Annotated in this window: 22 protein-coding genes; 12 read left to right on the top strand and 10 right to left on the bottom strand. The window is 67.3% G+C overall.

Going from position 1 to position 21,072, the window contains the following annotated elements; genetic code table 11:
- Positions 1-34: 34 nt before the first annotated feature.
- The 6 genes from ACSQ24_RS02225 to ACSQ24_RS02200 all read left to right on the top strand — a co-directional run bounded on the left by ACSQ24_RS02225 (position 35) and on the right by ACSQ24_RS02200 (position 4,403).
- Positions 35-319 (top strand): c-type cytochrome, encoded by a 285-nt coding sequence (locus tag ACSQ24_RS02225; protein WP_436093105.1) that lies wholly within the window; start codon positions 35-37, stop codon positions 317-319.
- 32 nt (positions 320-351) lie between these two features.
- Positions 352-879: a DsrE family protein gene (locus ACSQ24_RS02220; RefSeq protein ID WP_436093104.1), complete on the top strand. Its 528-nt coding sequence runs from the start codon at positions 352-354 to the stop codon at positions 877-879.
- Positions 880-926: 47 nt separating this feature from the next.
- Positions 927-2,201: an FCSD flavin-binding domain-containing protein gene (locus tag ACSQ24_RS02215; protein WP_436093103.1), complete on the top strand. Its 1,275-nt coding sequence runs from the start codon at positions 927-929 to the stop codon at positions 2,199-2,201.
- Between the two features lie 71 nt (positions 2,202-2,272).
- Positions 2,273-2,659 carry a c-type cytochrome gene (locus ACSQ24_RS02210; protein WP_436093102.1) on the top strand — a complete coding sequence of 129 codons (387 nt, stop codon included), beginning with the start codon at positions 2,273-2,275 and terminating at the stop codon, positions 2,657-2,659.
- 87 nt (positions 2,660-2,746) lie between these two features.
- On the top strand, positions 2,747-3,130 hold the full coding sequence (gene copM, locus ACSQ24_RS02205; RefSeq protein WP_436093101.1) for a CopM family metallochaperone: 384 nt from the start codon (positions 2,747-2,749) through the stop codon (positions 3,128-3,130).
- A gap of 178 nt (positions 3,131-3,308) precedes the next feature.
- Positions 3,309-4,403: a lysylphosphatidylglycerol synthase transmembrane domain-containing protein gene (locus ACSQ24_RS02200; RefSeq protein WP_436093100.1), complete on the top strand. Its 1,095-nt coding sequence runs from the start codon at positions 3,309-3,311 to the stop codon at positions 4,401-4,403.
- A 4-nt stretch (positions 4,404-4,407) separates the two neighbouring features.
- On the opposite strand, the gene ACSQ24_RS02195 is transcribed toward ACSQ24_RS02200, so the two are convergent.
- Complete coding sequence (locus ACSQ24_RS02195; protein ID WP_436093099.1) at positions 4,408-5,295, bottom strand: DMT family transporter; 888 nt, start codon at positions 5,293-5,295, stop codon at positions 4,408-4,410.
- Positions 5,296-5,390: 95 nt separating this feature from the next.
- On the opposite strand from ACSQ24_RS02195, the gene ACSQ24_RS02190 reads away from it, so the two are divergent.
- Positions 5,391-5,945, top strand: a complete 555-nt coding sequence (locus ACSQ24_RS02190) for a helix-turn-helix domain-containing protein (protein WP_436093098.1) — start codon at positions 5,391-5,393, stop codon at positions 5,943-5,945.
- A 209-nt stretch (positions 5,946-6,154) separates the two neighbouring features.
- Here ACSQ24_RS02190 and flhA read toward each other — a convergent pair whose 3' ends face one another.
- The gene (gene flhA / locus ACSQ24_RS02185; RefSeq protein ID WP_436093097.1) at positions 6,155-8,278 is read right to left on the bottom strand and encodes a flagellar biosynthesis protein FlhA; all 2,124 of its coding nucleotides are present in this window, start codon (positions 8,276-8,278) and stop codon (positions 6,155-6,157) included.
- A gap of 225 nt (positions 8,279-8,503) precedes the next feature.
- On the opposite strand from flhA, the gene ACSQ24_RS02180 reads away from it, so the two are divergent.
- The 3 genes from ACSQ24_RS02180 (at position 8,504) to ACSQ24_RS02170 (ending at position 10,846) form a co-directional block, all read left to right on the top strand.
- On the top strand, positions 8,504-8,857 hold the full coding sequence (locus ACSQ24_RS02180) for a hypothetical protein (RefSeq protein WP_436093096.1): 354 nt from the start codon (positions 8,504-8,506) through the stop codon (positions 8,855-8,857).
- A gap of 85 nt (positions 8,858-8,942) precedes the next feature.
- On the top strand, positions 8,943-10,373 hold the full coding sequence (locus ACSQ24_RS02175; RefSeq protein ID WP_436093095.1) for an MFS transporter: 1,431 nt from the start codon (positions 8,943-8,945) through the stop codon (positions 10,371-10,373).
- Positions 10,374-10,561: 188 nt separating this feature from the next.
- The gene (locus tag ACSQ24_RS02170; RefSeq protein WP_436093094.1) at positions 10,562-10,846 is read left to right on the top strand and encodes a hypothetical protein; all 285 of its coding nucleotides are present in this window, start codon (positions 10,562-10,564) and stop codon (positions 10,844-10,846) included.
- A 54-nt stretch (positions 10,847-10,900) separates the two neighbouring features.
- Here the strand turns inward: ACSQ24_RS02170 and flbD are convergent, their stop codons facing one another.
- The 8 genes from flbD to ACSQ24_RS02130 all read right to left on the bottom strand — a co-directional run bounded on the left by flbD (position 10,901) and on the right by ACSQ24_RS02130 (position 18,926).
- The gene (gene flbD / locus ACSQ24_RS02165) at positions 10,901-12,265 is read right to left on the bottom strand and encodes a sigma-54-dependent transcriptional regulator FlbD (protein ID WP_436093093.1); all 1,365 of its coding nucleotides are present in this window, start codon (positions 12,263-12,265) and stop codon (positions 10,901-10,903) included.
- Between the two features lie 44 nt (positions 12,266-12,309).
- On the bottom strand, positions 12,310-12,666 hold the full coding sequence (gene fliN, locus ACSQ24_RS02160) for a flagellar motor switch protein FliN (RefSeq protein WP_436093092.1): 357 nt from the start codon (positions 12,664-12,666) through the stop codon (positions 12,310-12,312).
- 5 nt (positions 12,667-12,671) lie between these two features.
- The gene (locus tag ACSQ24_RS02155; RefSeq protein WP_436093091.1) at positions 12,672-13,256 is read right to left on the bottom strand and encodes a FliH/SctL family protein; all 585 of its coding nucleotides are present in this window, start codon (positions 13,254-13,256) and stop codon (positions 12,672-12,674) included.
- Between the two features lies 1 nt (position 13,257).
- Entirely contained in the window at positions 13,258-14,262 is a 1,005-nt protein-coding gene (gene fliG, locus ACSQ24_RS02150; protein ID WP_436097809.1) for a flagellar motor switch protein FliG, read from the bottom strand.
- A gap of 95 nt (positions 14,263-14,357) precedes the next feature.
- Complete coding sequence (fliF, locus tag ACSQ24_RS02145; RefSeq protein ID WP_436093090.1) at positions 14,358-16,046, bottom strand: flagellar basal-body MS-ring/collar protein FliF; 1,689 nt, start codon at positions 16,044-16,046, stop codon at positions 14,358-14,360.
- Between the two features lie 200 nt (positions 16,047-16,246).
- Positions 16,247-16,522 carry a CtrA inhibitor SciP gene (sciP, locus tag ACSQ24_RS02140; protein ID WP_038359348.1) on the bottom strand — a complete coding sequence of 92 codons (276 nt, stop codon included), beginning with the start codon at positions 16,520-16,522 and terminating at the stop codon, positions 16,247-16,249.
- Positions 16,523-16,635: 113 nt separating this feature from the next.
- Positions 16,636-17,313: a flagellar hook assembly protein FlgD gene (locus tag ACSQ24_RS02135; RefSeq protein WP_436093089.1), complete on the bottom strand. Its 678-nt coding sequence runs from the start codon at positions 17,311-17,313 to the stop codon at positions 16,636-16,638.
- A gap of 14 nt (positions 17,314-17,327) precedes the next feature.
- Positions 17,328-18,926: a flagellar hook-length control protein FliK gene (locus tag ACSQ24_RS02130; protein WP_436093088.1), complete on the bottom strand. Its 1,599-nt coding sequence runs from the start codon at positions 18,924-18,926 to the stop codon at positions 17,328-17,330.
- A 251-nt stretch (positions 18,927-19,177) separates the two neighbouring features.
- On the opposite strand from ACSQ24_RS02130, the gene mnmA reads away from it, so the two are divergent.
- Together mnmA and ACSQ24_RS02120 are read left to right on the top strand one after the other, a co-directional pair.
- Positions 19,178-20,362 carry a tRNA 2-thiouridine(34) synthase MnmA gene (gene mnmA / locus ACSQ24_RS02125; RefSeq protein ID WP_436093087.1) on the top strand — a complete coding sequence of 395 codons (1,185 nt, stop codon included), beginning with the start codon at positions 19,178-19,180 and terminating at the stop codon, positions 20,360-20,362.
- On the top strand, positions 20,359-20,988 hold the full coding sequence (locus ACSQ24_RS02120) for a class I SAM-dependent methyltransferase (RefSeq protein WP_436093086.1): 630 nt from the start codon (positions 20,359-20,361) through the stop codon (positions 20,986-20,988). The genes mnmA and ACSQ24_RS02120 overlap by 4 nt, the downstream gene beginning before the upstream one ends.
- Positions 20,989-21,072: the final 84 nt, after the last annotated feature.

The following is a 21,072-nucleotide window of genomic DNA, read 5'->3' as shown; positions in this document are numbered from 1 at the left end:
GCGGGGGGAAGGGAATGCGCGCAACGTTCTAGCTGTGGTCCTGGCACTGGCCTGCGCGCCGGCAGAAGCCGCTGGCGACCGGGCGTTGGGGGAATATCTCTCCTCCGAATGCACGAGCTGCCACCAGACCAGCGGCCGGCAGGTCGGCGGCATCCCGGCGATTGTCGGTCATCCGGCCGAGCAGTTCGTCGCGCTGATGAACGCCTATCGGGCGAGGCAGCGCGATAACCAGGTGATGCAGGCGATCGCCGCGCGGCTCTCCAGCGAGGAGATCGCAGCGCTGGCGGCCTATTACGAGAGCCTGAGACCCAATCCATAGCCGGGCATATGGCCCGGGCGGAGGAGGATACGATGTCGGAGGACACTCACCAGGCTTCGCGCCGGGCGCTGATGCTGGCGGCGGCGAGCGGGGTCGTCGCTGCGACTGCCCCGGTCCTTGCCGCGTCTCGGCAGACGGCGCTCGCCGACCTCAAGAAGGACGCCGACATCGCCTGCCTCTACCATTGCGACTTCGGCGAGCCGCAGCGCTTCATCCAGATGCTGCAGAACATCGCCAATCACTACTCCGCCTATGACGCCGACCCGTTCGCGCTCCAGCTCGCCGTCGTCGCGCATGGCCCGGGCGTGAAGTTCTTCCTGGAAAGCCTCGACGGCACGAGCTGGAGCGACGAGGCCCCCACTGTCCCGAAGATCTTCGAGCGCGTCGAGGACGTCGCCAAGAACGGGCTGAAGGTCCATCTCTGCGAGATCACCTTCACCCGGTTGAAGATCGACAAGAGCAGGGCCCGCAAGGCCGAGTTCGTCGGCTTCGTGCCCTCAGGCGTCGCCGCCGTGGCCGCCCTGCAGGCCAAGGGCTTCGCTTATTTGAAGGTCGGATAGGGCCTGGGAGAGGGTCAGCCGTCACGATGGGAAGGAGAGAGGGAACCATGTCGACCAGCCGCCGCACATTCCTGTCGGGCCTCGCCGCCGCAGGGAGCTGCGCAGTCGCAGCGCCCGCCGTGCTCGGCCAGGGCAAGCCGCGCGTCGTCATCATCGGCGGCGGAGCCGGCGGCGCGACCGCCGCGAAATACCTCGCCAGGGATTCAGGTGGCGCCATCGCGGTGACGCTGGTCGAGGAGAACGAGGTCTATCAGACCTGCTTCCACTCCAACCTCTTCATCGGCGGCTTCAAATCCTATGAGGAGATCAGCCATCGCTACGACGCGCTGGCGAAGAACCACGGCATCACGCTCGCTCGCGCCCGCGCCACCCAGATCGACCGCGACAAGAAGGAGGTCGTGCTCTCAACGGGCGACCGCCTGCCCTATGACCGCCTCGTCGTCTCGCCCGGCGTCGACCTGAAATACGATTCCGTCCCCGGCTGGTCGAAGGATGTCGAGGAAGCCATGCCGCATGGCTGGAAGCCCGGCCGACAGACGCAGTTGATCAGGCAGAAGCTCGACGCGGTGCCCAATGGCGGCACGATCCTGATGATCGCCCCGCCCAATCCCTATCGCTGCCCGCCCGGCCCCTATGAGCGCGCCTCGATGTTCGCCCATGTGCTCAAGGCGAGCGGCAGGCGCGACTGCAAGATCCTGATCCTCGACCCGAAGGACAGCTTCTCGAAGCAAGGCGTCTTCCAGGAAGGCTGGGAGAAGCATTACGGCGCGATGATCGAATGGCTCGGGCCGAAGGTGCATGACGGCATCAAATCGGTCGATCCGAAGAGCAACACCGTCGTCACCGGCTTCGAGACCTACAAGGACTGCGCCTTCGTCAACGTCATCCCGGCCCAGATGGCCGGCGAGATCGCCCGCTCGGCCGGACTGGCGCCGGCCGGCGGCTACTGCACCATCGATCCCGCCTCGATGAAGTCGGTCGCCGACCCCAACGTCTTCGTGCTCGGCGACGCCTGCATCGCCGGTGACATGCCGAAATCCGCCTTCGCCGCCAACAGCCATGCCAAGGTCGCGGCGATGGTGATCCGCGGCGAGCTCACCAATGCCCGCACCTTCCCGGCGCGCTACATCAACACCTGCTGGTCGCTGATCGAGACCGACGACACCGTCAAGGTCGGCGGCCGCTACGAGGCCAAGGACGGCAAGATCGCAGCGACCGAGAGCTTCGTGTCGCAGCCGCGCGAAAGCGCCGAACTGCGCAAGGAGAACCAGGCCGAAAATGTCGGCTGGTACGCCGCGATCACCGCGGACATGTTCAGCTAAGCCCCCTCACCGCGCTCTCGCCTCGTGGTGGCGGCGCCAATCCTCCCCTCTCCTCACAGGGTCTGAAACGCATGAAATTGCCTGTAGTCGCCGCTGCCTTCGCCGCCGCCTTCATCACGACCAACGCCTCGGCGCAGGATGTCTCTGCCGGCGAGCGCTCCTGGAACAAGTGCCGCGCCTGCCACCAGATCGGCGAAGGCGCCAAGAACCTGGTCGGCCCGCAGCTCAACGGCCTGTTCGGCCGCCATACCGGCGAGGTCGAGGGCTACAGCTATTCGACCGCCAACAAGGGCGCGGGCATCACCTGGGACGAGGCGGTCTTCGCCGAATACATCAAGGATCCCAAGGCCAAGATCCCCGGCACCAAGATGGTCTTCGCCGGCATCAAGAACGAAAAAGAGATCGCCGACCTCACCGCCTTCCTCAAGCAGTTCGGCAAGGACGGCAAGAAGATGTGACGGGCCGCAACCGGCGCGCCGCGCTCATGACATGATCGGCCGGGAGGCTTGACGGCACGCCATAGCCGACTCCCGAAAGGACCTCGAATGATCACCAGCCGTAACCTTGTCGCGGGCATGGCCCTTTTCGGCACACTCGTCCTTGGTGGATTCGCCGTGGCGCAAAGCCATCAGGGGCATGGCAGCCATGGCGCCGCGGCGCCTGCCGCTGCCGACACCGCCGCGACGCAGGCCTACAAGGCGGCCAATGACAAGATGCACAAGGAGATGGGCGTCGCCTTCACTGGCGATCCCGATGTCGATTTCGTCCGCGGCATGATCCCGCACCATCAGGGAGCGGTCGACATGGCCAAGGTCGTGCTCGCCCATGGCAAGGATCCCGAGCTGCGCAAGCTCGCCGAGGGCGTGATCACCGAGCAGGAGAAGGAGATCGCCTTCATGCGCGAGTGGCTGAAGAAGCGCGGCAAGTGATCGCCTCACCCTGCCGGCTCCGGATCGGCAGATCAGGGGTTGGCCTCATGCCGCCGCTTGCCCTGCAAGGCCGGCGCTGGCAGAGAGGCGGCGCGACTTGCGTCCACGCATACCTGCATGCACAGGCCGCGAAACTCACATAGGCTTCCCTCTCGCCGTTCGGCCGCTCGCGGGTTCTATGAAGAAGTATCTGGACTATCTCTGGCCGCTCATCGGCCTCGTCGCGGTTATCTGGTCGGTCGACCTGCTCTGGGACAAGCTCAAGGCCGAGGCCCTCACCAATGAGGCACTCGCGGCTCAGCTCGAACAGGCCGGCCTCTGGGACTCGGTCAGGATCGTCGCCACCGGCATCGGCCAGAAGATCGCGGTCATTCCGCCCGCCGCCTTTTTCCACGCCGGGCTCGCGACGCTCGTCGCCTATGCCGCGCTCGCCTGGTACGACCGGATCGCGCTGCTGCATCTGCACCGCGAGAAGGGCATTTCCTGGGCCTATATCTCGCTCTGCTCCTTCGTCACCTACGCGCTCTCGCATAATATCGGCGCCTCGGTCTTCTCGGGCGGCATGGTGCGTTACCGCGCCTATCATGCGAAGGGCCTGAGCGGGCCTGAGATCGCGGTGCTGGTCGCGCTCTGCTCCTTCACCTTCGCCTTCGGCACCATCCTGCTGATGGGCCTCGTGCTGGTCGGCGAGCCGCAGATCCTGCGCCCGCTGCATCGTCTCTCCGACTGGTTCGGCATCGGCGACAAGCAGGCACGCCTGATCGGCTTCGGTCTGCTCGCCTTCTGCGCACTCTATACGATCGGCTCCTGGCTGCGCTTCAAGCCGCTGAAGATCGGCTCCTTCGAGCTGGTCTATCCGCGCCTGCCGATCGTCGCCCGGCAATATCTTGCTGCCCCGCTCGAATTGATGGGCGCCGCCGGCATCATCTATTTCGCCCTGCCGGAGCAGGGCAATCCCGGCTTCTTCATCGTGCTCGGCGCCTTCCTGATCTCGTTCTCGGCCGGTTTGCTCAGCCAGGTGCCGGGCGGGGTCGGCGTGATGGAGGCGGTCTTCCTGGCGGTGATGCCGGGCGTGCCGGCTCCCGCCGTCTTTGCAGCATTGCTGGTCTGGCGGATGTTCTACCTGATCATTCCCCTGGTGGTGTCGCTGCCGATCGTGCTCGCCTTCGAGCGGGCGCAGTTGCGCAAGGCCCTGGCGCACGAGACACAGGTGAAGGCGCAGGAGCAGGCGGCAGCCAAGGCCGCCGCCCTGCACATCGACCAGGCGCAGTGACGCCTCAGCGCTTCAACGCAATCGCCGCGGCGCCGAACATCAGGAGGCTGCCGATCGCCTCGGCCGGGCCGAACGGCTCGCCGAGCGCAAGCACGCCGGCCGCGACCGCGACCGCCGGGCTGATGAAGGCATAGAGCCCGGCCCGGAAGGCGCCCCAGTCGCGCACCAGCCGCAGATAGATCGTGAAGCCGATCAGCGAGCCGCCGACCACCAGCACCGCCAGCGCAGGCAATGTCGGCCAGGACAGCAGCGCGCTGAAATGCGCCGGTGTGACGGTCTCCAGCAGACCCGACATCAGGCAGAGCCCGAAGCCGCCGATCAGCGTCTGCCACCCGGCCAGCGTCAGCGTCGGGATGCGGCCCATCACCGGCCGCGACCAGACCGCACCGAAGCAATAGAGCAGCGTCCCGGTTGCGACCGCAGCCAGCCCCCAGAGCTCGAGCGGCCCGCCCTTCGCCGCCGCCAGTCCGCCCAGCGCCCGCGTCGAGAACAGGAAGCCGAGGCCGACCGCGCCAAGCCCGATCGCCGCTAGCTTGCGCCCACCGATCGCATGCCCTTCGATCAGGCGACTGGCGATGATGGTGAAGATCGGGATGGTGGCGAAGTTGACGATCGCAGCGAGCCCGGTCGGCGCCTGCGCCGTGCCCCAGAACAGCAAGGTGTAGTTGCCGGTGTTGAGCAGCAGCGCGGTCATGATCACGCGCGGCCAGGCCTCGCCTGGTACCTGCAGCACGTCCCGGCCGGCCCAGGCCAGCATCAGCGCGCCGGCGATGACGAAGCGCGACGCCGCAAGGAAGACCGGCGGCACATGCTGCGAGCCGACCTTGATCGGCAGCCAGGTCAGGCCCCAGACGAGGCACATCAGCGCGAAGTAGGCGGCGTTGCGGGACATGGGCTGCGCTTAGCGAGGGAGACGCAAGGCGCCAGCATCGCCATCTGGCCAACGCCCTTGCCGCGCTCTATTATAAGAGAATCAAGGGTATGATGATGGACGATCTCGCGTCAAGATTAGCAGAGCGGCTGCGCGGCGAGCGCGAGGCGCGCGGCTGGAGCCTGAACGACCTCGCCGAGCGCTCCGGTGTCTCGCGCGCCATGATCAGCCGGATCGAGCGCGGCGAGGCGAGCCCGACTGCGGTGCTGCTCGGCCGGCTCTCGGGCGCTTTCGGGCTGACCCTGTCGAACCTGCTCGCGCGGATCGAGAATGCCGGCGAGCGCGTCCGCCGCGCCACCGACCAGCCGCTCTGGCGTGACCCCGAGACCGGCTTCGTCCGCCGGGCGATCTCGCCGGCCGGCAATGGCGATCTCGAACTCGTCGCCGGCGAGTTGCCGCCCGGCGCGGCGATCGCCTATCCCGCGAGCTCCTACGCCTTCATCCGCCAGCAGATCTGGATGCAGTCGGGAGAGCTCGATTTCGACGAGGGCGGCATCGTCACGCGGCTCGAGGCCGGCGACTGCATGGAGCTTGGCCCGCCCAGCGACTGCCGCTTCAGCAATCCCGGCACCGAACCGGCGCGCTATCTCGTGGTGGTGTCGCGGCGTTGATCCTCGCTGGATCGCGAGCGGATATTCTATCAGGCACTGCGCCGCCCCCTCCCAACCCTCCCCCGTTCCGGGAGAGGGCTCCCGCGCCCCTTCCTACCGCGACAACGCCGGACCAAGCGCCTCTCTCTCCCGGAACGGGGGAGAGATGGAGAGGGGGCAGCGCCGACATCAGTCCGCTCCCGGCACAATGAACGCGCCGGGTGCCGGTATCAGACGCTCCCCACGGTCCTCAGCTTCGCCCGCGGGTGGATCTCGCTCTGCGAGAGCACCGGCGTCTCGCGGCGGAAGCGCTCGATGATCTGACGCACGAAGGGTCGTGCCATGCCGGAGGTGACCAGCGACGGCATCTCGCCGAGGCGCGCCGCGTCCTCGAACTTCTCGCGGACCTGATGGACGAAGTCCTGCAGGCGCGAGGGCTGCATGGCCAGATGCCGGTCCTCGCCCTGGCCGACGATTGATTCGGCGAAGACACTCTCCCAGGCCGGCGACAGCGTGATGATCGGCAATTGCCCGTGCTGGTTGGAGAACTGCGCGCAGATCTGCCGGGCGAGGCGGACACGGACATGCTCGGCGATGTCGCGCGGGCTCTTGAGGGCGCCCGCAACTTCCGCGATCCCCTCGACGATCGTGCCGAGGTCGCGGATCGAGATGCGCTCGGAGAGCAGCAATTGCAGCACGCGCTGGATGCCGGTGGTCGAGATCTGGTTCGGCACGATCTCCTTGACCAGGTCGGCATGGTCCTTGGGCAGCTCGCGCAGGAGCTTCTGCACCTCGCCATGCGAGAGCAGCTCCGGCATGTGCGATTTCAGCACCTCGGTGAGATGGGTCGAGATCACCGTGGCCGCGTCGACCACGGTGTAGCCGCGCAGTTGCGCCTCGTCCTGCAGCGCGCCGTCGATCCAGGTCGCCGGCAGGCCGAAGGTCGGCTCCAGCACGTTGTGACCGGGCAGCGTCACGCTGCCGCCCATCGGGTCCATCGCCATGTACTGGCCGGGATAGACCATGCCGTGGCCGGCATCGATCTCCTTGATCTTGATGAAGTAGTGGTTGGCCTCAAGCTGGACGTTGTCGACGATGCGTACCGCCGGCATGACGAAGCCGAGTTCGGCGGCGAGCTGGCGTCGGAGCGCCCGGACCTGGTCGGTCAGCCGGTCCGCCCCACCGGGCGCATTCACCAGCGGCAGCAGGCCGTAGCCGATCTCGATCTTGAGCTCGTCGAGCTTGAGCAGGTCGTTCAGCGTCTCTTCCTTCGGCGTGCCGTCGGCGGCGAGCGGAGAGGCCTCCTGCGCCTGTACCGCCGCCTCCGCATCGCGCGCCTTGGCAAGGCGGCCGAAATGGCGCGCAAGCCAGCCCGAGCCGGCGGCGAGAACGAGGAAGGGCAGCATCGGGATGCCCGGCAGGACCGCGATCAGCAGCATCACCGCCGCCGACATGCCGAGTGCCTTGGGGTAGCCCGAGAGCTGCTTGCCGAGCGCCTTGTCGGCGGCGCCGCGCACGCCCGATTTCGAGACGAGCAAGCCCGCCGCGGTCGAGACGATCAGCGCCGGAATCTGGCTGACGAGGCCGTCGCCGACCGTCAGCAACGTGTAGCTGTGCGCCGCCGCGCCAAAGCTCATGCCCTGCTGCGCCACACCGATGATGATGCCGCCGATCACGTTGATGAAGGTGATCAGCAGGCCGGCGATCGCGTCGCCGCGCACGAATTTCGAGGCGCCGTCCATCGAGCCGAAGAAGTTGGCCTCGTCCTCCAGCGCCTTGCGCCTGGCCTTGGCGACGTCCTGGTCGATCAGACCGGCCGAGAGGTCGGCGTCGATCGCCATCTGCTTGCCCGGCAAGGCGTCGAGGGCAAAGCGCGCCGCGACTTCGGCGATACGGCCCGAGCCCTTGGTGATGACGACGAAGTTCACGATGATCAGGATGGTGAAGACGATCACCCCGATCACGAAATTGCCGCTCATCACGAAATTGCCGAAGGCCTCGATGACATGGCCGGCGGCGGCGGTGCCCTCATGGCCATGAGCTAGGATGAGGCGTGTCGAGGCGAGGTTCAGCGCCAGCCGCAGCATCGTCACGATCAGCAGCACGGTCGGGAAGGCCGAGAACTCCAGCGGCTCCTCGATGAACAACGCCGTCATCAGGACGAGCACCGAGAGGATGATCGAGAGCGCCAGCAGCATGTCCAGCAGCATCGCCGGCAGCGGGAAGATCAGCACCACGAGGATGCCCATCACGCCGATGGCGAGGAACAGGTCCGGCCGGTTGAGCAGCGCGCCCATCTGGCCGCGCGTCGGCATCTGCATGCCCCCGCCGCTGCCTGCCGTCACATCGCTCATCGACCAGAGGCTCCCACGCGCCGCCCATCATCGGACGGCAGCCGCACCCGGCAATTCTTGCCGAGCGCATGGTGAACGAGTGGTTAAGACGCCTCAAAAAATCCCGTCTGGAACCTTTCCATGAACGGGCTGTTATCGAATGGCCGCGTTCTGGCCGCATTCGCCCAGCCAACTCGCGCAGGGTCGACGATATCGGTTTCACGCCGAAGCCTTTTGGAGGAAATCTTGAATAGACGTTCGTTCGTGCTGAGCCTTTTCGGCGGTTTCGCCGCCGCCAGCGTCGGTGGCATGGGTATCGCGCAAGCTGCAGTGCCCGCGCCTGCAGCCGAGGATCTCGCCCCGGCGCTCAAGGCGGGGCTCGACAAGGCCGACGCCGACTTCAGCCAGACCGTGGTCCGCCGCACGACTGTCGTTCGCCGGCCGGCCTACCGCCGCCCGGTCGTCGTCCGTCGCACCACGGTCGTCCGCAGGCCGACCCCTTACAGACGGCCGGTCGTCGTGCGCCGGACCACCGTCGTGCGTCGCCCGGCGCCCTATCGCCGCCCCGTCGTGGTTCGCCGCCGGGTGATCTACCGCTGACAACGTAACCTTCTGGCGGTCGGCCTCGTGCCGGCCGCCCTCTTTGAAGCGGCGAAAAGACCGCCCGACGAGGGGAGGCAACCTTGTGAACGAAGCGCCCGCCCACACAGCAGAGATCGTCACCGACATTCCAGCCAGGCTCGACCGCTTGCCGTGGTCACGCTTCCACACGCTCGTCGTCGTCGCACTCGGCGTCACCTGGATTCTCGACGGGCTCGAGGTCACGCTTGCCGGCGCCGTGTCCGGCGCCCTCAAGGAAAGCCCGGTACTGCGCTTCACCAACACCGAGGTCGGGATGGCGGGCGCCGCCTATCTCGCCGGCGCGGTCCTCGGCGCGGTTTTCTTCGGCTGGCTGACCGACCGGCTCGGCCGCAAGAAGCTCTTCACCATCACCGTTCTTGTCTATCTGAGCGCGACTGCCGCGACCGCCTTCTCCTGGAACTTGTGGAGCTTCCTGCTCTTCCGCTTCCTGACCGGGATGGGCATCGGCGGCGAATACACCGCGATCAACTCGGCGATCCAGGAGCTCGTGCCGGCGCGCGTGCGCGGCTGGACCGATCTCGTCATCAACGGCTCCTTCTGGGTCGGCGCCGCGATGGGGGGTGTCGCCGCGATCGTGCTGCTCGATCCCACCTTCGTTTTGCCCGACATGGGCTGGCGGCTCGCCTTCTTCATCGGCGCCGTGCTCGGCCTGATCATCATGATCCTGCGCCAATGGATCCCCGAGAGCCCGCGTTGGCTGATGAGCCATGGCCGCATCGCCGAGGCCGAGCGGGTCGTCGCCCACATCGAATCCTTCTCGCCGCCGCAGCCGGCCGCGACACTGCCGACGCTCACCTTGCGCCCGCGCTCGCGCACGCCGATGGGTGAAGTGGCTCACACGCTCTTCGTCACGCACCGGCCGCGCACGCTGGTGGCGCTGGCGCTGATGACGTCGCAGGCCTTCTTCTACAACGCGATCTTCTTCACCTATGCGCTGATCCTGACCGATTTCTACGCCGTTCCGTCGAGCCTGATCGGCTGGTTCATCCTGCCCTTCGCCGCCGGCAACTTCCTCGGGCCGCTCCTGATCGGGCGTCTGTTCGACACGCTCGGCCGGCGCCCGATGATCGCGGGGACCTATATCCTGTCCGGCGTTCTCCTGGCCGGGACCGGCTTCTTGTTCGCACGCGAGATGGTCAGCGCCAGCCAGCTCACCATCTGCTGGAGCATCGTCTTCTTCTTCGCATCCGCGGCCGCCAGTTCGGCGTATCTGACCGTGAGCGAGACCTATCCGCTGGAGATCAGGGCACTGGCCATCGCAGTCTTCTATTCGCTCGGCACAGGGCTCGGCGGCGTCGCCGGTCCCTGGCTCTTCGGCGCACTGATCGATACCGGCTCGCGCATCAGCGTGCTCGGCGGCTATCTGTTCGGCGCCGTGCTGATGATCGCCGCCGGCCTGATCGCCTGGCGCTTTGCGGTCAAGGCGGAGCGTCGCTCGCTCGAGGACGTCAGCAAGCCGCTCGGAGCGGTCTGAGGATGCAGCGGCAGTCGCCGAGGCAATTGCGCCTCAAACGCTCACAACAAGCTAGCGGCCGGTATCCCGCGCCGTCGGCCCTTTTTGTGAACCATTGTCGCAAAGCGAACGTGACGATTGGTCAGGAAGGGGAATAGAGTGGCCTCGTGGGAACGCGGCGCCTGAATCGAACCAACTGGAGGCATGACATGGATCGACGTTCATTCGTGATGGCGCTGTTCGGCGGGCTCGCCGTGGCCAGCGTCGGCGGCATCGCCGCTTCGGAAGCCGCGCAGCCCAAGCTCGCGCCGCTTCCGGCCAAGAAACCGGAAGAGCTGCCGGAGGAACTGAAGGAAGGCCTCGACAAGACCGATGCCGACTTCAGCCAGTATTATTACTATCGTCGCCCGCGCTATGTCAGGCGATACTATGCCCGCCCGCGCTATTATTATCGTCCGCGGCGCTATTATTATCGCCGCCGCTACTACTACTGAGCGGACGGGATCGGGCCGGGGCACACGCTCCGGCCCGTTTCAATTTCGGACCGTTCAAAGAGAGTTTGTCCGCGCCTGCCCCGGTTCGGCCACCGGAACGCCGTCTGCGACGTATTCGCTGAGCTTGTTGCGCAGCGTCCGGATCGATATGCCCAAGATCTTGGCGGCATGGGTCCGGTTGCCCAGGCAATGGTCCAGCGTGTCGAGGATGAGATCGCGCTCGACATCGGCGACCGTGCGCCCGACGAGACCGCGCGTCACTGCTTCGGCCGTCTGGGCGGCTCGCGTCGCGACATCGCGCCCGCTGGCCGGGCCGAGCGTCTCGCCTTCCGGCGTCAGCATCGCCTCCATCCCGATCTCGACGCCCTGCGCCAGCAGGACGGCACGGTGCACCGTATTCTCGAGCTCGCGGACATTGCCGCGCCAGCCATTACCGAGCAGGAGCTTGCGCGCCTCGGCCGCGATCGGGCGCAGCGGCAGCCCGTTCAGCTCGGCATATTTCTTCGCGAAATGGTCGGCCAGCGCCAGGATGTCGCCTGGACGCTCGCGCAGTGCCGGCAGGCGCAGATGCACCACGTTCAGCCGGTAGAACAGATCCTCGCGGAAGGAGCCCTCGCGCACGGCATCGCCGAGATTGCGATTCGAGGTCGCGATGATGCGCAGGTCGACCTTGACCGGCTGCGTTCCGCCGACCCGGTCGATCATCCGCTCCTGCAGCGCCCGCAGGAGCTTGGCCTGCAGGCGCACATCCATCTCGGATATCTCGTCGAGCAGCAGCGTGCCGCCATTCGCCTCCTCGAACTTGCCGATGCGCCGGGCGATGGCGCCGGTGAAGGCACCCTTCTCATGACCGAACAGTTCAGATTCGAGCAGGTTGTCCGGAATCGCCGCGCAGTTCACCGCGACGAAGGGCTTGTCCTTGCGCAGCGACTTCTGGTGCAGATGCTGCGCGATCATCTCCTTGCCGGTACCGCTCTCGCCGGTGACCAGCACCGGTGCATCCGAGCGCGCGATCTGGTTGGCGAGCTGCACGACCCGCTCCATCGCCGGATCGCGCCAGATCAGGCTCGCCTTGTCGCCCGCGACCGCGGCGAGCACGGCCGCGATCAGCTCCGGATCGGGCGGCAGCGGCACATATTCGCGCGCGCCGGCCTGGATCGCGGCGACGGCGGCGCGGGCATCGGTCGAGGTGCCGCAGGCGACGAGCGGGGTGCGGATGCGCTCGGCCTCGAGCGCCGCGACCAGCTTGGCGATCGGCTGCTCGACATCGACCATCAGGAGGTCGCCGCCCTTGGCGCGCAGCACGGCCAGCGCCTGCTCGATGCTCTCGGCATGGGTGACGGCGGCGCCCTGCGAAACCGCGATCTTCGCAGCGGTGATGAGCTGGCCCTTGAGGCTGCCGACGATGATGAGGCGCATGGCTCAGGCCTTCCTTGAAAGATGCATTCGGTCGGATCGGCCGCTCACCGATCTGTCTTGATGATTTCCGTCATGGTGACGCCGAGGCGCTCCTCGACCACCACGACCTCGCCGCGCGCCACCAGGCGCTCGTTGACGAAGATGTCGATCGCTTCGCCGACGCGCCGGTCGAGTTCCAGCACCGTGCCGGGCGTGACGCGCAGGAGATCGCCGACCGCGATCCGTGACGAGCCCAGCACGGCCGAGACCGTGACCGGCACGTCGAAGACCTGCTCGAGATCCTCCGCCGTCTTCACCGGGACCGGCCCGGACCGCGCCACCGAGTCGCCCCCGGCATTATGGTCGAAGGAAAGGTCGGCCGGATTGAGCGGCGGCAGGTTGAGATCGTTTCCGTTCGGCATCTTGCTTACCCCGCTACCGGCCCGAAGACGGCCCTGACCGCCTTGTCGACCGCTTCGTCGAGCGCTGCGCGCTCGATCGCAATACCGCCATCGGCCCATTCGAGCCGGCCGTCACCGATGGCGATGTCCGGCTCGCCGAGCACGACGATCCGGCCGGCAAAGCCGCTCTCGCGGGCGAGCCCGGAGAGTTTTCCCTCGACGGTCTCGACCAGGCTTTCATGCACCCGGATCGCCAGATGCGGCGCATGCCGGGCGTGGGCCAGGCATTCGCGCGCCGCCGCGAGCAGTTGCACCAGCGGCTTGTCCGCCAAGGCGGCCCCGGCAAGGCTGCGCGCGGTCGCGATCGCAAGCTGCGCCGCCTGGGCCTCGATGTCCGCCAGGCGCTCGTCCTGCTGCGCCAGCAGCCGCTCGCCATGGCGCACCAGCTGCGAGAGCAGGCTTCCCAGCTGCTGCTCCCCCTCGCGCCGCGCCTGGTCGAGGCCGCTGTGGAAGCCTTCCGCCCTGGCTGTCTCGAGCGCCGCCTCGTCGACCGCCTTGCGGCCATTGCCGCGGAAGTCGGTGTCGAACATGAATTTCTTGGCAGCTGCCATGTCAGTACACCAACTCGTCTTCGGAATTGCCCTTGGCGATGACGATCTCGCCCTTCTCGGCGAGGTCCTTGGCCAGGGTCACCATTTTCATCTGCGCCTCGTCGACCTCCTTGAGGCGCAGCGGGCCGAGCCCCTGCATATCGTCCTGCAGGTTCTTGGCGGCACGCTGCGACATCGCGCCGAGGAAGAAGGCGCGCATCTCCTCGTTGGCGCCCTTGAGGGCGCGGGCGAGCATGTCCTTGTCGACCTGGCGCATCAGCGTCTGCAGTCCGGCGGAATCGAGCTTGCCGAGGTCTTCGAAGGTGAACATCAGGGCGCGGATACGCTCGGCCGAGTCCTGGTTGGTCACGTCGAGCGCGGCGAGGAAGCGCATCTCGGTCTGGCGGTCGAAGCCGTTGAAGATCTCGGCCATCATCTCGTGCGGATCACGCCGGCGCGTCTGCGTCAGCGTCGAGACGAACTCGGTGCGCAGCGTGTTCTCGATATGGTCGAGAGCCTCCTTCTGCACCGATTCCATGCGCAGCATCCGGCCGACCACCTCGATCGACAGTTCGTTGGGCAAATGGCGCAGCACATTGGCCGAATGATCCGGCCGAATGCGCGAGAGGATCACGGCGATCGTCTGCGGGTACTCGTTCTTCAGGAAGTTCGCGAGCACGACGGCGTCGATATTGCCGAGCTTCTGCCACATGTTGCGGCCGGCAGGACCGCGGATTTCCTCCATGATCAGTGCGACCTGGTCGGTCGGCAGGATCTTCTCGAGCAGCGAGATCGTGCGGTCGAAGGAGCCGGTGATCGCGCCGGCGCTGGAGAGCCTGCCGACGAAGTCGAGCATCAGCTTCTCGACCTGGTCGGAATCGACCGTGCCGAGCTCCGCCATCGCGCGCGTGATGATGCGGATTTCCTCGTCGTCAAATTCTTCCCAGATCGCCCGTCCGTGCTCCTCGCCGAGCACGAGCAGGATGACAGCGGCCCGCTGCGGCCCGGTCATGCCCTCGAGCGTCATCGGCCCGTCGGCATAGCCCGACCTTTCGCCATCGGAGGCGGAGCTTCCGCTACGGGTTGCGATGGAGCGTGTCGCGGCCATGGTTCAGGCTCCCGTCACGCTGGTGCTTTCTCGTGGATCCAGCCGCGCAGCACCGCGACGGAATCCGCCGGATTCTGCGAGACCATGGCGCCGATCTTCTCGACCGACTGGGCCTTGAGCTGGCCCTTGATCTGCGCGATCGCCAGCATGCGCTCGGAGGGCGCCTCGACACCCAGCTGGCTGGCATCTGCGCCGCCAGCCGAGCCCGCTCCGCCGGAAACGGCGGGGAACGTCGACGGATCGCCGGTGCCCTGGTCGACCACGAGCGTGCCGTTACGCATGAAGCTCGGGAGCGCCCTGACCTCGCGGTCGGGCGCGAGCACCTGCTTGAGCAGTGGACGCACCACCACCATCAGGACGATCAGGATGAGCAGCGCGATCACGCCCATCTCCGCGAAGCGGACGAGGTCCTCCCTGGTGAAGGAGGTGAGCTGCTGCATCAGCGTCTGCTCGGTCAGGTCGCTCGCGGCCTGAGGCGCCTCGGCGAAGCGCAGATTGACGACCTCGACCTGGTCGCCGCGCTGACGGTCGAAGCCGATCGCGGTCCGCACCAGCTGGCCTATCCGCTCCAGCTCCTCCTGCGACCGTGGCTGGTAGTTCGTCTCGTTGCCCTGCCGGCTGTACACGCCATCGACGAGCACGGCGACGGAGAGTTTGCGGACCCGCCCGCCATCCTGCACCTCGGTGCGGGTCGTGCGCGAGATCTCGTAGTTGACGACCTCCTCGTTCTTCGAGCTGGTGTCGCGCTGCTGGCCCTGCTGCTGGCCCTGGTTCTGCTGTGCGCCCGGCAATTCGTTGCCGACGGTGACGCCCTCGCGTTGCTCATTGCTGGCGGAGGCCTCCGTCCGATTCTGGCTCGAGCGGATGACCTTGCTCTCGGGATCGAATGTCTCGGACCGGCTCTCGACCCGGTTCGAATCGAGCGTCGCCGAGACCTGGACGCGGGCGCGGCCCGGCCCGACGATGCTCGCGACGATGTCGTCGAGCTGTGCCTTGATCCGCCGCTCGATCGCGCCCTGGCGCTCGTCCAGCGCCACACCGACCATACCCTGCTCGCCTTGGGCACCGTCGGCGAGGAGCCGGCCGCGCTCGTCGACGATCGAGACCCGTTCCGGCTTCAGCCCGTCGACGGCCGAGGAGACGAGGTGGCGGACCGCCCGAACCTGGGCGGCGTCGAGATCGCCGGCGAGCTTGAGCGCGATCGAGGCACGCGGCGGCTCGCGGTCGCGCTCGAACAGGCGCCGCTCGGGAATGACAAGATGAACGCGCGCCGCCTGGACACGGCTGATCGAACGGATGGTGCGCGAGAGCTCCCCCTCGAGCGCACGCAGATGATTGATGTTCTGGACGAAGCTCGTCGAGGAGAAGGCGTCGCCCTTGTCGAAGATCTCGTAGCCGACGCCGCCGCCGGAAGGGATACCCTTGCCGGCGAGCTCGAGCCGCAGTCGCGGCACGTCGGCGCGCGGCGCCAGGATCGTCTGGCCGTCGCCGCGCAATTCGTATTTCACGCCGCGCGTGTCGAGGTCCTTGACGATGGCGCCGACGTCCTGGCTCGACAGATCGGCGAAGAGCACACCCATCGTCGGCTGCGACATGCGCAGCATCACGAAGGCGAAGAAGCCGATCAGCGCCAGCGTCACCGCCAGCATCGCCGCCAGCCGCGCCGCACCGAATCTCCGGAACTGATCGACTAGCCCGTTCACGCCACGTTTCCGTTGCCCGGTGCCTGCGAAACCAACGCGCAGACGCACCACTAGGCAAGTTTTTCCCAGTGCATGGTTAGCGCCGGGTTAACGACGGTTCGGAAACGGGCAATTCGGCCGGAAAGACACACCAATGCGAACGCGAAAAGGCGCCGGCCTCTCGGCCGACGCCCGATAAATTTGGCAGCTCGCCGGCAGGATTACTGGCGATAATGCTGAATGCGGGTGGTGCGCAGGCCGGCGAGGCCATGCTGGTCGATCGACATCTGCCAGCTCAGGAATTCGTCGACCGTCAGCGTGTAGCGCTGGCAGGCCTCCTCCAGGCTGAGCAGGCCGCCGCGCACGGCAGCGACGACCTCGGCCTTGCGCCGGATCACCCAGCGACGCGTATTCATCGGCGGCAGGTCGGCAATGGTCAGCGGGCTGCCATCAGGCCCGATCACATATTTGACGCGCGGTCGCAGCGGCTCGGTCATGGTAACTCTCACACAACTCAACAGACCTACTGCCCAGGAGCCTAGCCCCGACGGGCTTAAATTTTGCCTAAAGCAATCACACAGGCTTTCGGCATGGGTCATCACCGTGTCCGTCAGCTGGTGGCTTTCACCGATTTGACCCTGTCGAGTGGCACCTTGATCGCGCCGATGAGCAATGTCGGCACCGTGGTCGAGAAGTCGATGCCGTCGACCTTGCCGGTGATCTCGGTCTTGACCGTGATCGCCGCGCCGGAGACGTCGGCGCCGTCCACCGTGATGGTGTACTCGCCGGCGGGCGCATTGGAGCCGGTCGAGGTCTTGCCGTCCCAGCTATAGGTCTGGTCACCGGCGACGAGCGTCTTCGTGCCGCTGAAAACGACCTTCCCGGCCGAATCCTTGATGGTGATCGTACCCGTGCCGCCCTTGGAGGCGTTGAGCTTCCACTCGGCCTTGCCATCCGCGAGCTGCGTCGCCGCTCCGTCTGCGGTGACGGTCTGGCCGACGAAGCCGATCGCACTTGCACCCGTCGTCGCCTTGCTGACGCCGAGCAGCGCCGTCAGCGTCTCGTTTTGCTTGAGCTGCTGCTCGACGCCGGCGAACTGCACCAGCTGCTGGGTGAACTGGTTGGTGTCGAGCGGGTCGAGCGGGTTCTGGTTCTTGAGCTGCGTCGTCAGCAGGGTGAGGAACTGGTCGAAATTATTGGCGATCGACGTGCCGCTGCCGGTCGCGGTGTTGTTCTGCGCGGCCGCGATCTGCGAATTGGAGAGGCTACCCGTATTGGAGACGGTCATCGTCCGTTCCTCCTTCAGATGCTGAGATCGACGCCGCCGAGGCGGCCGGCGGTCCGCGGCAATGTCGCCGCTTCGGTGATGAATGCGCTGTCGTCCGTGGCCTGGACCCAGGCTCGGCGGCCGCGCGGCGTTTCGTCATCCTGCCGTTGCTGACGCGCGCCCGCTTGCTGGTCGCTGGAATCGCGCAGGCTCATGTCGATGCCGCCTTCCGACGGCTTCAGGCCGGCCTGCTCGAAGGCGCGCTCGAGCGTGCGCGCGTCGCGTTGCAGCATATGCAGCGTCTCGACCCGGTCGACCGTCAGCTTGGCGCTGACCTCGCCCTTGTCGGAGATTTCCAGAGTGACATCGATACGGCCGAGCTCGGCCGGATCGAGCCTGATGTCGAAGCGCTTGTTGCCGGCGAGCGCCCGGGCGCCGATCTCGACCGGCACGACGTGCAGCGGCGTCGCCCGGCCCGTCTCGCCCGAGATCATCCGGTGGGTGGCCTCGGCCTGGGCTTGCGCCGTCGCCTGGGCGGCAGCGTCGAGCTCGGTCAAGGGCGCCTGCGGCGTGGCCAGCGTCTGCGGCCCGGCGGCGAGAAGGGCTTGCGGGCTCAGGGGCGCACTGGCCGGCTGCGGGTTGGCAGCCGGTGCGACATTGTCCGCGGTGCTGGCCTGCGCGGGCTGGCCTGTCGCGGTCGCCTCTGCCGGCTTGACCTCAGTGCCAGCAGTGGCTGTCGCCGCCTTGCTGACCTCGGCCGCTTCCTTCGGCACCGCTTGGCTATCGACCGGTTTGGCGTCGCCCTGCTGCGCTTCGCCAGGCTTCATCTCCGCCTTGGTCGCGACGCCGGCTGCTGGAAGCTGCGCCGTCACGCCGGCTTTGACGCCGATGGCCGCGGCTTCGCCACCCGCGCTGGCCTGACCGTCTGTCTTCACCAACGCTGCAGGGACCGGCAAGACAGCGCCGGTCGCAACCTGCTGTCCGGCTGCACCCGCCTCGCCGGTCGCCACGACCGTCTGCCCCTCCGGCTTGCTCTCCGGTGTGGCCGCACCGTCCGGCTTGGCCTGCTCGCCACCCTGGAGCGTCAGCGCCGCCAGCGCCAGGAACTCGGCGGATACACCGGGAACCGGCACAGGTTGCGGCACGACGCCCGCAACGGCCTGCTCCTCGGGCGTGCCTTTGTCGAGCACGGGCGCCCCATCGAGCGCTGCCTTATGCTCTTCGATAGTCTTGCCACCGACCGGCTTGTCGCCAGCGACCGCCTCGGTCTTCTTGCCCTCGGGGGCCGTAGCATCCTTCGTCGATGCCTCGTCCGGTTCGGGCTCCGTCTTCGCCTTGTCGGATCGCTCGGCAGCGCCTGCCGTTTTCCTGTCCTTGCCGGCCTCGTCGGCACGGGCCGGCGATTTGGTCTCGGCTACAGCCGTCCTGCGGGCGCCGTCATCAAATTTCGAGGGCTCGCGTGTCTCCGCGCTGTCGCGCGAGTTGCGGTCGTCCTCAACGCGCGGACGCGGCCGCTCCACCGGCTCCGGTGGCAAGGCAAAGGCCTGCTCGGGCTCGCTCCGCTCCGGGCTGCGGCGGCTCGGAGCTGTAATCTCGGGCAGCGCGGACGAACGCGAGACCGGCGCGGCAGACATGGGATACTCTCCGGAACAGAACCGTGACGACGTGGCCGCCACTCCTTCAGCAAGAGGCGAGCCAACCGAAAAACCACACCGTTTCAGCAACTTGACCGAAAAGCACCCTCCCCTCACCCGGCAGGAATCGCTTCCTTCGATTGCTCGGCCCGGCAGGAATTGCCGGCCTTGCGCTGGCCCGCATCTGTCAAAACCGTTATAGAGCGCCCACATCCTCGGACGCTTCGCGCCCGAACCCGCCCGGAATCTAGATGACCGCTTCGCTCAACTCGCTCGACATCGCCAAGCCGCCAGCGGCGACGCGCGTCGTCGCGGCCATGTCGGGCGGTGTCGATTCCTCGGTGGTGGCGGCGCTGCTGAAGCGCCAGGGCTACGACGTCGTCGGTGTCACGCTGCAGCTCTACGACCATGGCGCGGCAGTGCACCGCGCCGGCGCCTGTTGCGCTGGCCAGGACATCCATGATGCCCGCCGCGTCGCCGAGGCGATCGGCATCCCGCATTACGTCCTCGACTATGAGAGCCGTTTCCGCGACGCGGTGATCGAGCGCTTCGCCGAGAGCTATCTCGCCGGCGAGACGCCGATCCCTTGCGTCGAGTGCAATCGCACCGTGAAGTTCCGCGACCTGCTCGGCCTCGCCCGCGAGCTCGGGGCCGATGCGCTCGCTACCGGCCATTATGTCGCCAGCCGCGACCTCGGCACCGGCCATCGCGGCCTCTTCCGCGCTGCCGATGAGAGCCGCGACCAGAGCTATTTCCTCTACGCGACGACGCAGGAGCAGCTCGATTTGCTGCGCTTCCCGCTCGGCGGCCTCGACAAGGCCCAGACCCGGGCACTCGCCGCCGAATTCGGCCTCGCCATCGCCGACAAGCCCGACAGCCAGGACATCTGCTTCGTTCCCAACGGCCGCTATGCCGAGGTGATCGAGCGGCTGAAGCCCGGCGCCGCCCGCCCTGGCGCCATCGTCCATCTCGATGGCCGCGTGCTCGGCGAGCATGAGGGCGTGCTGCGCTACACGGTCGGCCAGCGCAAGGGCCTCGGCATCAGTGGCGCCGAGCCGCTCTATGTCGTTGCGCTCGATGCCGAGAACGCCCGTGTCATCGTCGGCCCGCGCGAGGCGCTGAGCGTCAGCCGCGTCGACCTGCGCGATCTGAACTGGATCGGCGACATCGCCCTCGCCGAACTGCCGCCCGGTGGCATCGAGGTCGCGGTCCGCGTCCGCTCGACCCGCGCGCCGCGCGAGGCGCGCCTGCTCGTCGACGACAAGGGCGTCCATGTCCTGCTGGCGCAGGGCGAGGAAGGCGTCTCGCCCGGCCAGGCCTGCGTGATCTACGACCATGCCGACAGCGGAGCCCGCGTGCTCGGCGGCGGCGTCATCATGGCCAACCGGGTCCCGCATCCGGCGCCGCAGCCCGAGCCTGCCTACGGCATCACATGACGACGACGAACGGTCTCGACGCGCAAAGGCGCGTCTACGCGGTCTGGGCGAAAGTCTACGACCGGATCTATCAGGGCCTGCTCGCCCGCGCCCAGCGCGAGGCGGTGGCGGCGGCCTGCGCCAGCGGCCGCGACATCCTCGAGATCGGCGTCGGCACCGGGCTGACCCTGCCCTATTTCGAGCGCGACCGGCGCATCGTCGGCGCCGACCTCTCGCTCGACATGCTGCGCGTCGCGCGCGCCAAGGTGCTGAGCCAGGGGCTCGATCATGTCCGCGGACTGATGGTGATGGACGCCTGCCGGCTCGGCTTCGCCGATCGCTCCTTCGACGCGGTCACCGCCCAGTTCGTCATCACGCTTGTGCCCGATCCCGAGCAGGCGCTGGCCGAGATGGACCGGGTGCTGCGCCCGGGCGGCGAGATCGTGATCTCCAGCCGTCTCGTCGGCGATGGCGGCCTCGCCGCGCCGTTCTGGAAGCTGGTCGCGCCACTGGCCAGGGCGATCGGCTGGAGCAGCGACTTCAAGGTCTCGCGCCTGACCGACTGGGCCGCCGCGACCGGCCGCTACGAGACCGTCCATGTCGGCCAGGGCTATTTCAAGGTGGTCAGGCTGCGGAAGCTCAGCTGACCCTCGCCATCAAGGCTTGACGCCGACGCCCGCCGCCCCCTATATCCGCGCCGTCGCGATTGACCGCCGTTCTCAAGGCGCGTC

The sequence above is a fragment of the Allobosea sp. LjRoot237 genome (genome assembly GCF_964253285.1).
Classification (GTDB): domain Bacteria; phylum Pseudomonadota; class Alphaproteobacteria; order Rhizobiales; family Beijerinckiaceae; genus Allobosea.
This window is presented reverse-complemented; position numbering and strand designations above follow the sequence as displayed.

Coding starts and splice junctions, on each gene's coding strand:
- ACSQ24_RS02210 (WP_436093102.1), top strand. CDS start 2,273: ATGAAATTGCCTGTAGTCGCCGCTGCCTTCGCCGCCGCCTTCATCACG.
- ACSQ24_RS02155 (WP_436093091.1), bottom strand. CDS start 13,256: ATGGCAGCTGCCAAGAAATTCATGTTCGACACCGACTTCCGCGGCAAT.
- flhA (WP_436093097.1), bottom strand. CDS start 8,278: ATGAGCGATGTGACGGCAGGCAGCGGCGGGGGCATGCAGATGCCGACG.
- ACSQ24_RS02135 (WP_436093089.1), bottom strand. CDS start 17,313: ATGACCGTCTCCAATACGGGTAGCCTCTCCAATTCGCAGATCGCGGCC.
- ACSQ24_RS02195 (WP_436093099.1), bottom strand. CDS start 5,295: ATGTCCCGCAACGCCGCCTACTTCGCGCTGATGTGCCTCGTCTGGGGC.
- copM (WP_436093101.1), top strand. CDS start 2,747: ATGATCACCAGCCGTAACCTTGTCGCGGGCATGGCCCTTTTCGGCACA.
- flbD (WP_436093093.1), bottom strand. CDS start 12,265: ATGCGCCTCATCATCGTCGGCAGCCTCAAGGGCCAGCTCATCACCGCT.
- ACSQ24_RS02215 (WP_436093103.1), top strand. CDS start 927: ATGTCGACCAGCCGCCGCACATTCCTGTCGGGCCTCGCCGCCGCAGGG.
- sciP (WP_038359348.1), bottom strand. CDS start 16,522: ATGACCGAGCCGCTGCGACCGCGCGTCAAATATGTGATCGGGCCTGAT.
- ACSQ24_RS02190 (WP_436093098.1), top strand. CDS start 5,391: ATGGACGATCTCGCGTCAAGATTAGCAGAGCGGCTGCGCGGCGAGCGC.
- ACSQ24_RS02200 (WP_436093100.1), top strand. CDS start 3,309: ATGAAGAAGTATCTGGACTATCTCTGGCCGCTCATCGGCCTCGTCGCG.
- mnmA (WP_436093087.1), top strand. CDS start 19,178: ATGACCGCTTCGCTCAACTCGCTCGACATCGCCAAGCCGCCAGCGGCG.
- ACSQ24_RS02220 (WP_436093104.1), top strand. CDS start 352: ATGTCGGAGGACACTCACCAGGCTTCGCGCCGGGCGCTGATGCTGGCG.
- ACSQ24_RS02130 (WP_436093088.1), bottom strand. CDS start 18,926: ATGTCTGCCGCGCCGGTCTCGCGTTCGTCCGCGCTGCCCGAGATTACA.
- ACSQ24_RS02120 (WP_436093086.1), top strand. CDS start 20,359: ATGACGACGACGAACGGTCTCGACGCGCAAAGGCGCGTCTACGCGGTC.
- fliG (WP_436097809.1), bottom strand. CDS start 14,262: ATGACGCTCGAGGGCATGACCGGGCCGCAGCGGGCCGCTGTCATCCTG.
- ACSQ24_RS02170 (WP_436093094.1), top strand. CDS start 10,562: ATGGATCGACGTTCATTCGTGATGGCGCTGTTCGGCGGGCTCGCCGTG.
- fliN (WP_436093092.1), bottom strand. CDS start 12,666: ATGCCGAACGGAAACGATCTCAACCTGCCGCCGCTCAATCCGGCCGAC.